General features: G+C 57.9%; 14 protein-coding genes. 8 read left to right on the top strand and 6 right to left on the bottom strand.

Translation table 11 applies throughout. The features are described 5' to 3' along the window. Positions 1–24: 24 nt before the first annotated feature. Together QRN55_RS22040 and coaD are read right to left on the bottom strand one after the other, a co-directional pair. Positions 25–594 (bottom strand): peptidylprolyl isomerase, encoded by a 570-nt coding sequence (locus QRN55_RS22040; protein WP_045230545.1) that lies wholly within the window; start codon positions 592–594, stop codon positions 25–27. Between the two features lie 28 nt (positions 595–622). Continuing rightward, positions 623–1117: a pantetheine-phosphate adenylyltransferase gene (gene coaD / locus QRN55_RS22035; protein ID WP_284778318.1), complete on the bottom strand. Its 495-nt coding sequence runs from the start codon at positions 1115–1117 to the stop codon at positions 623–625. A 419-nt stretch (positions 1118–1536) separates the two neighbouring features. On the opposite strand from coaD, the gene QRN55_RS22030 reads away from it, so the two are divergent. The 8 genes from QRN55_RS22030 to QRN55_RS24445 all read left to right on the top strand — a co-directional run bounded on the left by QRN55_RS22030 (position 1537) and on the right by QRN55_RS24445 (position 9156). Continuing rightward, a complete protein-coding gene (locus QRN55_RS22030) occupies positions 1537–1716 on the top strand; it encodes a hypothetical protein (RefSeq protein WP_111839076.1) in 180 nt (59 codons plus the stop codon). A gap of 40 nt (positions 1717–1756) precedes the next feature. Next, positions 1757–1891: a hypothetical protein gene (locus tag QRN55_RS22025; RefSeq protein WP_284778317.1), complete on the top strand. Its 135-nt coding sequence runs from the start codon at positions 1757–1759 to the stop codon at positions 1889–1891. A 244-nt stretch (positions 1892–2135) separates the two neighbouring features. After that, positions 2136–4028 carry a peptidylprolyl isomerase gene (locus QRN55_RS22020; protein WP_284778315.1) on the top strand — a complete coding sequence of 631 codons (1893 nt, stop codon included), beginning with the start codon at positions 2136–2138 and terminating at the stop codon, positions 4026–4028. Between the two features lie 22 nt (positions 4029–4050). Further along, entirely contained in the window at positions 4051–5064 is a 1014-nt protein-coding gene (gene trpD / locus QRN55_RS22015) for an anthranilate phosphoribosyltransferase (RefSeq protein WP_284778314.1), read from the top strand. Positions 5065–5073: 9 nt separating this feature from the next. Continuing rightward, positions 5074–5889, top strand: a complete 816-nt coding sequence (trpC, locus tag QRN55_RS22010) for an indole-3-glycerol phosphate synthase TrpC (protein WP_284778313.1) — start codon at positions 5074–5076, stop codon at positions 5887–5889. Then, on the top strand, positions 5886–6368 hold the full coding sequence (gene moaC, locus QRN55_RS22005; protein ID WP_284778312.1) for a cyclic pyranopterin monophosphate synthase MoaC: 483 nt from the start codon (positions 5886–5888) through the stop codon (positions 6366–6368). The genes trpC and moaC overlap by 4 nt, the downstream gene beginning before the upstream one ends. A gap of 56 nt (positions 6369–6424) precedes the next feature. Further along, a complete protein-coding gene (locus QRN55_RS22000; RefSeq protein WP_284778330.1) occupies positions 6425–7642 on the top strand; it encodes a molybdopterin molybdotransferase MoeA in 1218 nt (405 codons plus the stop codon). Positions 7643–8700: 1058 nt separating this feature from the next. Then, positions 8701–9156: an SMI1/KNR4 family protein gene (locus QRN55_RS24445; RefSeq protein WP_350225196.1), complete on the top strand. Its 456-nt coding sequence runs from the start codon at positions 8701–8703 to the stop codon at positions 9154–9156. A 166-nt stretch (positions 9157–9322) separates the two neighbouring features. Here the strand turns inward: QRN55_RS24445 and pyrG are convergent, their stop codons facing one another. The 4 genes from pyrG to QRN55_RS21980 form a co-directional block, all read right to left on the bottom strand. Next, positions 9323–10951 carry a CTP synthase gene (pyrG, locus tag QRN55_RS21995; protein ID WP_045230555.1) on the bottom strand — a complete coding sequence of 543 codons (1629 nt, stop codon included), beginning with the start codon at positions 10949–10951 and terminating at the stop codon, positions 9323–9325. Between the two features lie 156 nt (positions 10952–11107). Continuing rightward, positions 11108–11572 carry a preprotein translocase subunit SecG gene (gene secG / locus QRN55_RS21990; protein ID WP_284778311.1) on the bottom strand — a complete coding sequence of 155 codons (465 nt, stop codon included), beginning with the start codon at positions 11570–11572 and terminating at the stop codon, positions 11108–11110. Positions 11573–11690: 118 nt separating this feature from the next. Continuing rightward, on the bottom strand, positions 11691–12461 hold the full coding sequence (gene tpiA, locus QRN55_RS21985; protein ID WP_112501679.1) for a triose-phosphate isomerase: 771 nt from the start codon (positions 12459–12461) through the stop codon (positions 11691–11693). A 166-nt stretch (positions 12462–12627) separates the two neighbouring features. Further along, positions 12628–13509, bottom strand: coding sequence for an alpha/beta hydrolase (locus tag QRN55_RS21980; RefSeq protein ID WP_284778310.1), 882 nt, complete (start codon positions 13507–13509; stop codon positions 12628–12630). Between the last annotated feature and the right edge of the window lie 57 nt (positions 13510–13566).

Below are 13566 nucleotides of genomic sequence, written 5' to 3'. Positions count from 1 at the left end.
TTTTACGTGGGCATGCGCCCGGTTTTATTTCTTGCCAACGGTGACTTTGACCATGCGGTCAGGATCGGAAACTTCGCCGTTGCCGCCTTTGCCCTTCTTGATCTTGTCCACAAATTCCATGCCGGACACAACCTTGCCGACAACGGTATATTGGCCGTTCAGGAACGAGCCCTGATCGAACATGATGAAGAACTGCGAGTTGGCGGAGTTAGGGTCCTGCGAACGGGCCATGCCGACCGTGCCGCGCTCGAACGGTGTCTTGGAGAACTCGGCTGGCAAATCCGGCAGGTCGGAACCGCCTGTGCCTGCGCGCTGGGCGTTGAAGGATTTGCTCATGTTGCCGTACTGCACATCGCCCGTCTGGGCCATGAAGCCGGGAATGACGCGGTGGAAAGCGACGTTGTCGTAAGCACCCTTTTCAGCCAGCGCCTTGATCTGCGCAACGTGCTTCGGCGCGACTTCGGGCATAAGCTGGATGACCACAGGGCCGTCCTTCAGCTGGATGGTGAGGAATTCCGCAGCCGAAGCAAAGGTGCTGGCGGCGATGGCGCTGACGAACAGGGCGCCTGCAAAGGCAAATCGAAGCAGTTTCATCGGATTGGCTCCAGAATATTGGCTGAGACTAGCGTTTCAGCTTGCTGTTGAGGGCGTGCAACACGGCTTTCGGCACGAAAGTCTCCACATTACCGCCCATTGCGGCGATCTGACGAACCAATGTGGCGGTAATGGGCCGCGATGCCGTGCCGGCGGGTAGAAAAACGGTCTGAATATCGGGCGCCATCTGCCGGTTCATGCCTGACATCTGCATTTCGTAATCCAGATCGGTGCCATCCCGCAGGCCGCGAACGAGAAGTGTCGCCCCATGTTCGCGGGCGGCATCCACCACCAGATTGGCGAAGGAAACGACTCGCAGACGAGCCGCCGCATCCGGCAGTGCTTCCGTCAAAGAAAGGCGGATAAGCTCGGCACGCTCCTCGAAGCTGAACATCGGCGCCTTGCCGGGATGAATGCCGATTGCGACGATAACCTGCGACGCCACGTTCAACGACTGGATCAGTACATCCAAGTGTCCGTTGGTCATGGGATCGAAAGATCCGGGATAAAAGGCAGTCGTCATACCGTTCTCGATATTTAACGTTAGTTGTGCCGCCTTTTGTCATGTAAGACAGGTCTTCGCAAGACCTCGACGTGGCAGGCTTTTCGCCGCACAGCCTCAATAATACTCTGAACATCATATGAACGCGCCATTCAGCGCGGCTTCAAAGCATATCTCTATAAACGTCTCATCGCATCGCAAACGGTCACTTTGGCCACTCGGAGACGGACATGCTGGCATTCATGATAGCACTGACAATCGCGACATCCTTTGTCGTCGAATATGTCTTCATGGATTGACGTGCACTGCCGGTTTTCTGAACGCCAGATGAATGAAGCATTCAACAACGCTTCAGAGGCGCGATGCTAATCGATTTTTAACAATAACGCGGAACTGGATCAGGTATCGCGCGTTCAGATCGCAGGTAAAGGAACGGACACATGTTTATCAGAGAAAAACAGTCTACTTCGGCGAAAATCGGCGTGATCAGCACTGCCTGGACAATGTTGGTTATCGCGATGGTAGCAACGACGTTCAGCCTTTACGGTCAAAAGCCGGAACAGAACGGCCCTGACTTCCCACAGCTCACATCCCGCACTCAATATATGAATTACTATTGATCCAGCGGGAGTAATAAATACGTAACTCTGGAGTTATGCTATGCTTACCTTTCTGACTTTGATTGCGGCCCTCATCAGCGCAATGTTCGTGGCCTCGGTCATCTCCGCAGTTACGGAGTCGCAGAAAGAAGACGAGCACTTCAGAGAGATGCTTGCGCGCAGCAAGTCATTTTAAGCGTCGATTACTTCACCAGCCGGGCGTAACTGCCCGGACGCAAAGAGCCGCCCTTTCAGAGGCGGTTTTTTTGTGCCTTTCTACCTGCCGCACCATCAAACCCGCCAGCAAACGCGATTGCTCACGCCTTCGTTTGCGATCAAGCGCTTTTCAGCCGAATTTAGCCTTCAATTTCAAGGTGGATTGATTTAAGGAAGCCCCATAGACCCGGCGTAACGGGCGATATTGTGAGGTTTGCATAGCGATGCTCGATTCCCTGAGAAATGCTTCTCGTACTTTGGCGGCCAAGATTCTTCTTCTCCTCCTCGTATTGTCCTTCGGCGTGTGGGGCGTTTCCGCCTCTCTGGTAACCACCAGTTCGCATGCCGTGATGACGGTGGGTGACCAGACGGTGACGCCGAACGAGTTTCGCTTTGCCTATCAGCGCCAGCTTGCCGATGTCGGTCGCCAGTTCGGCACGCGACTGACGACGGAGCAGGCCAAGGCCTTCGGCATCGATCGCCAGGTCTTCAGCCAGCTTTCCGCCGGTGCGGCACTGGATGAGCTTGCCTCGAAAATGAACCTCGGCCTTTCGGAAGATCGCCTCGCGACGCTGATCGCCGAAGACCCAGCCTTCAAGTCGCCAAGTGGCCAGTTCGATCGCGCGCTGTTCAGCCAGCGTCTGCGTGGCGCCGGTTTCAATGAAGACGATTACGTCAAGGAGCGCAGCAAGGTTGCCGTGCGTGGCCAGATCGTCGACGCCATCTCGGATGGCTTCAAGCCACCGCAGGTTCTGGTGGATGCATTGAAGCAGTACCGCGACGAACAGCGCTCCATCGAATACGTGCTGCTGTCCAACGCCAATATCGACCCGGTCAAAGCGCCCGGTGATGACGTGCTGGCACCATGGTTCGAAGCCAACAAGGCGAAGTACCGCGCCCCTGAGTATCGCAAGTTCACCTATGTGAAGCTCGAGCCATCCGACATCGCGGACCAGACCACGATTACGGATCAGCAGATTTCGGACTATTACGAAGGCCATAAGGACAACTTCCGCACTGCCGGTCGCCGCACCATCGAGCAGCTGACATTTGCCGACAAGGAAATGGCAGAGGCAGCGGCGACACAGATTCGTGCTGGTACCACCACCTACGATCAGGTCGTAAAGGATCAGGGCAAGCAGCCCGCCGACGTGACCCTCGGCGAGTTCACCAAGGACACCATTCCCGACCAGTCGATTGCCGAGGCCGCTTTCGCGATCCAGAAAGATGGCGGCGTTTCACCCGTTGTCGATGGCGCTTTCGGCCCGGTCATCCTGCGTGTGACGGGTATCAAGAACGAAAGCATGAAGACGCTGGACGAAGCGAAGGAAGAAATTCGCACCAATCTGGCAACCGCCAATGCCGCTGAAGAGCTGAACAATGTTCACGACCGCTACGAAGACCTGCGTGGTGGCGGCTCCTCCCTGTCGGATGCGGCAACGCAACTCAAGCTGAAGCCTGTGACCGTCAATTCCATCGACGCCAATGGCGAAGATGAAAGGGGCAATGCCGTCGAAGGTCTGCCGACGCCTGCCCTGGTCACGGAAGTGTTCAAGGCCGAACAGGGTGGCGATGCGCCTGCCGTCAATATCGGTCGCGATGGTTATGTCTGGTTCGACCTGCAGCAGATTACGCCTCCGCGTGACCGCACACTGGCCGAAGTCAAGGAACAGGTCGTTGCCGACTGGACTGCCGAACAGCAGCGCACAGCCCTTGCCGCCAAGGCAGAAGAGCTGAAGGCACGCGCCGACAAGGGCGAAACCCTTGCCGCAATTGCCAGTGAAATGGGACTGGCCGTGGAAACGAAGATGGGTCTTCGTCGCACGAGTGGAGACGCGGTTCTCGGTCAGCAGGCCGTTGCCGCCGTATTTGCGGGCGCACAGGGTCTTGTCGGCACAGCTCCCGATACGGATGGCTCCAGCCGCGTGCTGTTCAAGGTGACCGAGGTCAACACCACAACGCCATCAGACGCGCTTGACAACAACGACCAGCAGGTCACCGCCATGGCGACTGCCGCCGGTGATGACATGCTGGACCAGATGGTCAACCGCCTTCAGAATGACTATGGTGTGACCATCAATCAGGCTGCCGCAGACCAGGCCATGACCGCCTTTTAATCCATCCAGGGGACGTGACGACATGGCTGAATTGAAGCCGCTGATTGCGAAGGTGGCCAACGGCGAAAGCCTGAACCGCGAAGAAGCGCGGCAGGCCTTCGACGTGCTGATGTCCGGCGAGGCGACGCCATCGCAAATCGGTGCCTTTCTCATGGCCTTGCGGGTGCGTGGCGAAACGGTGGATGAAATCGTCGGTGCCGTGTCATCGATGCGCTCGCGCATGCTGCCGGTCACCGCGCCTGCTGATGCCATCGATATCGTCGGCACGGGCGGCGATGGCCTTGGCACTTACAACATCTCAACCCTCGCCTCCATCATCGTTGCTGGTGCGGGTGTGCCGGTGGCAAAGCATGGTAACCGCGCGCTCAGCTCCAAATCCGGCACGGCAGATGCGCTCTCCGTTCTCGGCGTCAAGCTTGATATCGAACCGGAGCTGATCAGCCGTTGCATCGGCGCAGCCGGTCTCGGCTTCATGTTCGCGCAGCGCCACCACTCCTCCATGCGCCACGTCAACCCGACCCGTGTGGAACTGGGCACCCGCACCATCTTCAATCTGCTTGGCCCGCTCTCCAACCCGGCAGGCGCAAAGAAACAGCTTCTCGGCGTATTTGCCCCGCACTGGCTTGTGCCCCTTGCCGAAGTGCTGCGCGATCTGGGTTCGGAAAGTGTGTGGGTCGTGCATGGCAGCGGTCTGGACGAAATCACCACCACCGGCACCACCCATGTGGCCGCACTGGAAAACGGCAAGATCAGAACATTCGAGCTGACGCCGAAAGATTTCGGCGTGGACGCAGCGGGGATAGATGACCTCAAGGGCGGCGATGGCGTGGTCAATGCCGCAGCCTTGCGCGAGGTTCTGGGCGGGCGTAAAAATCCCTATCGCGATATTTCGCTGTGCAATGCCGCAGCCTCGCTGGTTGTTGCGGGCAAGGCCGAGACGTTGGCCGATGGCATGAAGCTGGCGGCTTCCGCGCTGGACGATGGCCGGGCCGCTGCGGCGCTGGACCGGCTGGTTGCCGTATCGAACGAAGAGTAAGGCACTATCATGAGTGATATTCTGACAAAGATCGAAGCCTACAAGCGCGAGGAAATCGCTGCTGCCAAGGCAAAGGTGTCCCTTGCTGATCTGAAAGCCATGGCTGCCGACCAGACCGCACCGCGTGGTTTCTATCAGGCGCTCAAACGTCGGCAGGACAACGGCACCTTCGGCCTGATTGCCGAGATCAAGAAAGCCAGCCCTTCGAAAGGCCTCATCCGCCCTGATTTTGATCCGCCCGCGCTGGCCAAGGCCTACGAAGCCGGTGGTGCGGCCTGTCTCTCCGTGCTGACGGACACGCCAAGCTTTCAAGGCGCCCCGGAATTTCTGACGAACGCCCGCAACGCCTGCGCCCTGCCCGCGCTTCGTAAGGATTTCATGTTCGAAACCTATCAGGTGCATGAAGCCCGCGCCTGGGGTGCAGACTGCATTCTTCTCATCATGGCATCGCTTTCCGATGACGAGGCGAAGCGTCTGGAGGACGAGGCGTTCTCGCTGGGCATGGATGTGCTGGTGGAAGTGCACGACGAGGAAGAAACCGAGCGCGCGCTGAAGCTCGCCTCGCCGCTGCTGGGCATCAACAACCGCAATCTACGAACCTTCGAGGTCAGCCTTGAGGTCAGCGAGCGTCTGGCAAAGCTGGTGCCGCAGGACAAGCTGCTGGTGGGCGAAAGCGGTGTCTTTACGTTCGAGGATTGCACCCGCCTTCAGGCCTCGGGCATCACCACCTTCCTGGTGGGCGAAAGCCTGATGCGCAAGGACGACGTTGCCGCCGCCACACGCACGCTGCTGACGGGCCGCAACGACATCATGGCCGCGGAATGAGCAGCGAACCCAAACTCACCCATATCGGCGCCTCCGGCGAGGCCCATATGGTCGATGTCGGCGACAAGTCCGAAACGACTCGCGTTGCGGTGGCCGAAGGCTATGTGAAGATGAAGCCGGAAACGCTGGTGCTGATCCGTGACGGCAACGCCAAAAAGGGCGATGTCATCGGCACGGCGCGGCTGGCGGGCATCATGGCCGCCAAGCAGACGCCCAATCTCATTCCGCTGTGCCACCCGCTGATTCTGACTAAGATCGTCGTGGATATCACCGAAGACGATGCCTTGCCTGGCCTGCGCGTGGAAGCGACCGTGAAGCTGACCGGCAAGACCGGTGTGGAAATGGAAGCATTGACCGCCGTTTCCATGGCGTGCCTGACGATTTACGACATGGCCAAGGCCGCCGACAAGACCATGGAAATCGGCTCGATCCGCCTTCTCGAAAAGAGCGGCGGCAAATCCGGGCATTTCAAACGGTGAGATAAGCAGCGCTGACGGCACAAACCGACAGCACAAGACATGCGAGAGGACCCATGATGAAACCTGCCCTCTTGCCCGTTGCAGATGCACAGGCGCGCTTGCTGGCTGCAGCCATTCCGGTGACCGGCACGGAAACCGTCACGCTCGACCAAGCTGATGGCCGCGTTCTGGCCCAAGACCTCACCGCCCGGCTTACCCAGCCACCTTTCGATGCATCCGCTATGGATGGTTACGCCCTGCGCGCTGCCGATGCGCCGCAGATCGGTGCCGTGCTCGATGTCATCGGCGAATCAGCCGCCGGTCACGCCTTTGACGGCGTCGTTGGCGAAGGCCATGCCGTGCGCATTTTCACCGGTGCCATCGTGCCAGCGGGCGCGGATGCCGTTCTCATTCAGGAAGACGCAGACGTGCTGGAGCCCGGCAAAATCCGCACAACATTTGCGGTAACCGCAGGCAGGCACATCAGGCCGCGCGGACAGGATTTCATCGAGGACGAAACGGGGCTGAAGGCCGGAACGGAGATGAGCTTCACCGACATCACCCTTGCCGCCGCCATGAACCACGCGACGCTCAGCGTCTTCCGCAAACCGCTGATCGCCATTCTCGCAACGGGTGACGAGCTGGTTGCCCCCGGTGGCACGCCCAACGCGGCACAGATCATCGCCTCCAACACCTTCGGCGTCGCCGCACTCGCCCGCAAAGCAGGCGCCGACATTCTCGACCTCGGCATCGTAGCCGACGACGAAGCCCTCATCCGCGCCGCAATCGACAAAGCCATCGCCGCCAAAGCCGACGTCCTCGTCACCCTCGGCGGCGCATCGGTTGGCGACCACGATCTCGTTCAGTCAGCGCTGAAGGCGCAGGGCATGACACTCGACTTCTGGCGCATCGCGATGCGCCCCGGCAAACCGCTGATGGTCGGCTCCATCGGCGACATGCAGGTGCTGGGCCTCCCCGGCAACCCCGTCGCCAGCCTCGTTTGCAGCCTGCTGTTTCTGGAACCCCTCATCCAAAAAATCAGCCACCGCCAGATCACCTCACGCGAAATCAAAGCCAGGACGGCCACGACGCTGAAGGCCAACGACCAGCGGCAGGATTATCTGCGCGCGCGCATCGTTGGCCACGAAAATGGTCAGCCGGTCATCGAGGCCTTCACCAAGCAGGATTCGTCGATGATTAAGATCATGGCGGAGTCGGATTGCCTGATTGTGCGTGCGCCGTTTGCGGAGGAATTGGAGGTTGGTGGGGAGTGTTTGGTGGTGCGGTTGCGGTAACGGCGCAAATAGATTGGTACTACCCAATTTTGGCAAGAGCTGTCGTTTCAACGCCAATCCTAAACACCGTTGAACTGGTGTGGTAATTATCGGCGGCTTCTAACCATTCTGGTTGTAGACGGACAGTGGAGCAAAAATTTGAAACTGTTGCACAGTGCAATTCTCGTAGTCGTCACTGCGTTTGCGGGGTGCTCGCAAGCAAGCGAAGAAAGCATTAGGCTCGCAAAAGAAGTGCAGCAGTGCATGGAACGGGGAAATGACGGAGCGCCGGTTTCAGTACCGGTACGAATCGCTCTTACGCATGACGGAGCGGTGACGCTAGTTGAAGTCAAAGGACGTGACTCAAACCAGAGGCTCTATGACGCTCAAGACGCAATAATGCGCGCCATTGAGAGTTGCGCACCGTATCATGTTGGTCGGAGTGGCGAGTTTGAGATTGTGCTTTCGTATTGACGGATACCAACTTTAAATGTCGGTTATTGGTGCGCTCTTGCCATTAGGCGATCTTATTTGCGACGGCGAATGAAGCAGCGCCTGCAAAAACGTTGCGAGAGAACGTTGAGCGACATACTCTTTTCAAATGACGCGGCAAATTACACCATAGACGATTGTGGTCCGGCTTGCCCTGCTTCGAGACGTGAAGGGCCAAGCTGTTCCAGTTGAAAAGCACTGCGGGGTGTAGATAAAATGAAAAGACATTTGTCAAATGTTCTGGGCGGTGTCGCCGCCGGACTGTCCGCGTGGCTCGCGGGTGCCCTGGACGCCACATTTTGGGTATCATGTATCGCAGCTGGATGCGGGGGATTCGCAGGAACTTACCTCGCCCAGAAGCTTACTGGATACACATGATAGCTTCACTTGACCTAGTGTCCACGCTAACTCGCACGCTCAGTGGGGTTTACCGTACTTTCGAGATATGCTGACCTTGAAACAATTATGATTGGCATGGACGCCACCATCCACACCAGATTTCGAGCAATGTGCAATCTGCACCGATAATCAATGATCATGAGGACACCGCGGCACTCTTTGTCTTGGCATCGCAATCAATATACCTAATGTCCCTGGGGACGAAAACATCGCGGGGCATATTGATGATATCAGAAAAAATTCGAGAAGCGGTCAGGTTGATGGAGGCCCAAACTGATAGATTCACGACCCTGATCCCGCTACCTGACGACACGACCATCCAATATGTCGAGCATAAGATTGGCCTGAAGCTACCTGAAGATTACCGATATCTTGTTCAAAATGCCGGAAATATAGTTCTGACCAAGGAGCTGCTCTATCTTCGCGCCGACAGCGAGGGACGATGCAATATTCTGCCAAGTATAGCGAGCGCTCGGGATTCAGGGCTCCCAACCGACTGGTTGCCTATTTGCCGAGACAACAACGATTATTATTGTCTACTGCCAGATGGGTCCGTCGAGCTCTGGTCTCACGACCAGATATTCGAGGGACATTGGTCCGACCTTTCCGATTGGGTCGTAGATAGTTTCATCAATGGCAACTGATCATGTTCGTCCACATAGGAACCATGTAGAAGCCTCAGAACAGGTGTCCAACATCGTTGTGGAAAACTGAATGGGGTCGCATCGTCCGCAATTGGTAAAGCAGACTTAAAACCCAAAAGGCCGCATCGCTGCGGCCTTTTTTATTTCGCCCTCAATCGCCGTCGCCTCAAACCAACCGGCTCCGCTCCAGCGCGGCCTCAATGAAGCTCGCGAACAGCGGGTGCGGGTCGAGAGGGCGGCTTTTAAGTTCGGGGTGGTACTGCACGCCGATGAACCATGGGTGATCGGGGTATTCCACCGTTTCCGGCAGAACTCCGTCCGGGGACATGCCGGAGAAGACGAGGCCGCAGTTTTCGAGGCGGTCCTTGTAGTCTACGTTGACTTCGTAGCGGTGGCGGTGGCGCTCGGAGATGTCCGTGGAGCCGTAGATTTCGGCAATCTTGGTGTCTTTCTTGAGCGATGCTTTATAGGCGCCCAGGCGCATCGTGCCGCCGAGATCGCCGGCTGCGTTGCGCTTTTCGAGCTCGTTGCCCTTCACCCATTCGGTCATCAAGCCGACGACCGGCTCGGATGTCGTGCCGAATTCGGTGGATGAAGCCGCTTCGATGCCAGCCAGATTGCGCGCCGCTTCCACGACCGCCATCTGCATGCCGAAGCAGATACCGAAATAGGGCACCTGACGCTCGCGAGCGTATTGCGCAGCACGGATCTTGCCTTCGGAGCCGCGCTCGCCAAAACCGCCGGGAACGAGGATGGCATCGACCTTTTCGAGATAGGGTGCCGGGTCTTCCTTTTCGAAGACTTCCGACTCGATCCACTCCAGCTTGACCTTGACGCGGTTGGCAAAGCCACCGTGATGCAGCGCTTCGATCAGCGACTTATACGCGTCCTTGAGGCCGGTATATTTGCCGACGATGGCAATCGTCACTTCGCCTTCCGGTGTGTGGATGCGGTTGCAGACCTCTTCCCACTGCTCAAGACGCGGCTTTGGCGCAGGCTCGATGCCGAAGGCGGCCAGCACTTCGTTGTCGAGGCCTTCCTTGTGGTAGGCAATCGGAACGTCATAGATATTGGCCACATCCAGCGCCTGAATGACGGCGGATGGACGCACGTTGCAGAACAGCGAAAGCTTGCGGCGTTCGGCCTCGGGGATTTCCCGGTCGGCACGCACGAGAAGAATATCGGGGTGAATACCCAGCGCCTGCAATTCCTTGACGGAGTGCTGCGTCGGCTTGGTCTTCAGCTCACCGGCTGCCGGAATGTAAGGCATTAGCGTCAGGTGCACGAAGATGGCCGTGCCGCGTGGCAGGTCGTTCTTGGCCTGACGGATGGCTTCCATGAATGGCATGGCTTCGATGTCACCCACCGTGCCGCCGATTTCGCAGATAACGAAGTCGTATTCCTCATTGCCTTCGGTCACGAAATTCTTGATTTCGTTGGTGACGTGGGGAATGACCTGTACCGTCGCGCCGAGATAATCGCCGCGGCGTTCCTTATCGATGATGTTCTTGTAGATGCGACCCGTGGTGATGTTGTCGGTCTTGGTGGCCGAGCGCCCCGTGAAGCGTTCATAGTGACCAAGATCGAGGTCCGTCTCCGCGCCATCATCGGTCACGAACACCTCACCGTGCTGGGTGGGGCTCATGGTGCCGGGATCGACATTGAGATAGGGGTCAAGTTTGCGAAGCCGCACCCGGTAACCACGGGATTGCAACAACGCTCCGAGTGCTGCAGCCGCAATGCCCTTACCAAGTGAGGAGACCACGCCGCCTGTGATGAATACATATCGCGCCATGGGATTTACCGCTTACCTTTAAAAGAGTGATTCCGCCAGCCCAAATTTCTGAACGCCCGCATTCATCTGTTGATTAAGGGCTACGCTTGGCCGGAATGTAAACAAAAGAAAACCGGCAGGCTTTTGGCCTGCCGGAGTGATAGGATTGAACCGGTTTTACTGGCCGGTGGGGACTGCGTTTTTGGCCGGAGCCGGTGTCGCAGGTGCCGGAGTGGCTGGTGTCGTCGTGGCCGGAGCCGTGCCTGTGGCAGGAGCGGCAGCGCCGTTGCTGGAGGATGGCACGCCACCTTCCGCCGGAGCCTGCGTTGCCGGTGCGCCAGACGATGGGCCAAGCGTATCAAGAATGCCGTTACCCTGCCCTTGCGTAGCGGGAATACGGTCCAGAATATCGGTCGGGCGCGCTTCATAGCGGGTCAGAAGACCAAGGCCGAGGGACGTTGCGAAGAACAGTGCCGCGAGGATGGCCGTGGTGCGCGTCAGGGCATTTGCCGTACCGCGTGCGGACATGAAGCCCGAGCCACCACCGATACCAAGGCCACCGCCTTCGGAACGCTGGATCAGAACCACGCCGACGAGCGCCAGCACGATCATGAGATGAATAACAATCAGTACGTTCTGCATGACAATCCATTCCATGCCCCATCAGGAGCACAATGAAGAAGTTTGCGGCTCTTTACATGAGGCGAAAGCGTATTCCAAGCCCCTGCGAGACGAAAGCCGGGTTGCTTTACCTAAAAAATCAAGCCGTCAATTTCTCGTATGCCGCATAGATGGACAGGAAGTCGGATGCTTTCAAGCTGGCACCGCCGATCAGCGCGCCATCGACATTCTCGACACCCATCAATTCCAGCGCATTGCCCGGCTTGACGGAGCCGCCATAGAGAATGCGCATGCCCTTGCCTTCTTCGCCGAAACGCTTGACCAGTTCATCACGCATAAAGGCATGGGCCTCGCGCACGTCCTGCGTGGTCGGCGTCAGGCCAGTGCCGATGGCCCAGACGGGTTCGTAGGCGATGACAGTATCTGCGGCAGTCGCCTCATCCGGCAGGGAACCGGCCAGCTGGCGCTTGAGAATATCCAACGTCTGGCCGGACTTGCGCTCATCCGCCGTCTCACCGATGCAGACGATGGCAACGAGGTCTGCGGCGTGCGCAGCGGATGCCTTGGCACGGACCAGATGGTCGGTCTCGGCGTGGTCGGTGCGGCGCTCCGAATGGCCGACGATGACGTGTGTGCCGAAGCAATCAGCAATCATTTCAGCGGAAATATCGCCCGTGTGGGCACCCGACGCGTTCTGATGGCAATCCTGCGCGCCGATTTTCAGCGGGCTGTCATCGCACAGCGCCGTTGCCACATAAAGAAGCGTCGAGGGCGGGCAGATCAGCGCATCAACCTTTTCTGAAAGGGAACCTTTGACACCTTCGGCCATCGCTTTGATCTGATCAAGCGACTCGCGCGTTCCGTTCATCTTCCAGTTTCCAGCGACGAGCGGGCGAACATCAGGGGTCATAAGCGATCCATTCCTCTTTGCTTGATAGGCGCTCGCTTCAACAGAAAGCGCCACAACATCAGATTACCCGTCCCTCTTAAAACGTACGGTCGAGATTTGGTACAAAAAAGAACGATTTGCGGGGAAAACCTTACGCAAAATCGCTATTTTGCGTTCGTTTTCGGGCTCAACGCGCGATCAGGAAGTTCAAGACAGAGCGCCAGTCAGTCATCCGCAACGGCGTTCCATGGGTTCCGCTCTTGTACAGCGTGAACCGAACCGGCTGCCCGGCCTTCAGCAAAGAGCGGAACATCGTGGATTGCTGGTCTGCCGAATATACCTTGTCTTCGCTGCCATGCGTGAACCAGAGAGGCTTTTTGGCCTTCGCAAACGCGCTTTTGGGAAAATCGGGATCGACCGCGCCGCCAAGGATAGCCATGCCTTTCAGATCGGACACGGCTTGGCTGTCGCGGCTGATGCCGTAGCAGATGAAACTGCCCATGGAGGCGCAGGCGAGGATGACGGGACGCCCACCGGATTTTGCCTTTGCATCTGAAATCAGGGCTGCGACATCGGCCACGCCCTTTTCATCGAAGCTCTTCACGCTGGGCGCATAATAGGTACCGCCATTGGCAACGGCCAGATTTTTCAGCCGGTTGAAGTTGCCACCGAATGTATAGTCGTTCATGCCCAGCCTGCGGTCGCCGCCGCGCCCATGGATGAAGATGACGGTGAAGGCCTGACCGGAAGCGGCACCCACGCGACCGACATCCAGCGCCCTACCCCCGACCGAGATCGTTTCCAACTCTTGAAATTTCTTGGGCGCGAGATCGACATATTGTCGCTTCACACGCCGTTCCGGCGTTTCGTCGCGCCCATTGATGTCGCGCATTTCCTGATAATCGATGATTTCCGATGCGCCATTATCGCCGGTGGACAGCACCGTCTGGCTGGAAAACAGCTCGTCCTTAAAGGGTTTCAGCGGCCCGCTGGCGCTTTGCGCCGAGGCTGGCACGATCGCAACAGACAGGCAAAAAAGAGTACAAAAGGTGAAGATAGCTGTGGACATGCCTTGAGGAACCCATTCAATTCGGCCACAACACTTGCCATCCGGGCGAGCGCGGCG

Source organism: Agrobacterium sp. lyk4-40-TYG-31, assembly GCF_030209855.1.
GTDB classification, from domain to species: Bacteria; Pseudomonadota; Alphaproteobacteria; order Rhizobiales; family Rhizobiaceae; genus Agrobacterium; species Agrobacterium vaccinii.
The sequence above is the reverse complement of the archived record's forward strand: the minus strand, read 5'-3'. Positions and strand labels throughout refer to the sequence as shown.

Excerpts from the sequence above, each read along its gene's own strand:
- QRN55_RS22040 (WP_045230545.1), bottom strand. The coding sequence starts at position 594 with ATGAAACTGCTTCGATTTGCCTTTGCAGGCGCCCTGTTCGTCAGCGCC.
- coaD (WP_284778318.1), bottom strand. The coding sequence starts at position 1,117 with ATGACGACTGCCTTTTATCCCGGATCTTTCGATCCCATGACCAACGGA.
- QRN55_RS22030 (WP_111839076.1), top strand. The coding sequence starts at position 1,537 with ATGTTTATCAGAGAAAAACAGTCTACTTCGGCGAAAATCGGCGTGATC.
- QRN55_RS22025 (WP_284778317.1), top strand. The coding sequence starts at position 1,757 with ATGCTTACCTTTCTGACTTTGATTGCGGCCCTCATCAGCGCAATGTTC.
- QRN55_RS22020 (WP_284778315.1), top strand. The coding sequence starts at position 2,136 with ATGCTCGATTCCCTGAGAAATGCTTCTCGTACTTTGGCGGCCAAGATT.
- trpD (WP_284778314.1), top strand. The coding sequence starts at position 4,051 with ATGGCTGAATTGAAGCCGCTGATTGCGAAGGTGGCCAACGGCGAAAGC.
- trpC (WP_284778313.1), top strand. The coding sequence starts at position 5,074 with ATGAGTGATATTCTGACAAAGATCGAAGCCTACAAGCGCGAGGAAATC.
- moaC (WP_284778312.1), top strand. The coding sequence starts at position 5,886 with ATGAGCAGCGAACCCAAACTCACCCATATCGGCGCCTCCGGCGAGGCC.
- QRN55_RS22000 (WP_284778330.1), top strand. The coding sequence starts at position 6,425 with ATGAAACCTGCCCTCTTGCCCGTTGCAGATGCACAGGCGCGCTTGCTG.
- QRN55_RS24445 (WP_350225196.1), top strand. The coding sequence starts at position 8,701 with ATGTCCCTGGGGACGAAAACATCGCGGGGCATATTGATGATATCAGAA.
- pyrG (WP_045230555.1), bottom strand. The coding sequence starts at position 10,951 with ATGGCGCGATATGTATTCATCACAGGCGGCGTGGTCTCCTCACTTGGT.
- secG (WP_284778311.1), bottom strand. The coding sequence starts at position 11,572 with ATGCAGAACGTACTGATTGTTATTCATCTCATGATCGTGCTGGCGCTC.
- tpiA (WP_112501679.1), bottom strand. The coding sequence starts at position 12,461 with ATGACCCCTGATGTTCGCCCGCTCGTCGCTGGAAACTGGAAGATGAAC.
- QRN55_RS21980 (WP_284778310.1), bottom strand. The coding sequence starts at position 13,509 with ATGTCCACAGCTATCTTCACCTTTTGTACTCTTTTTTGCCTGTCTGTT.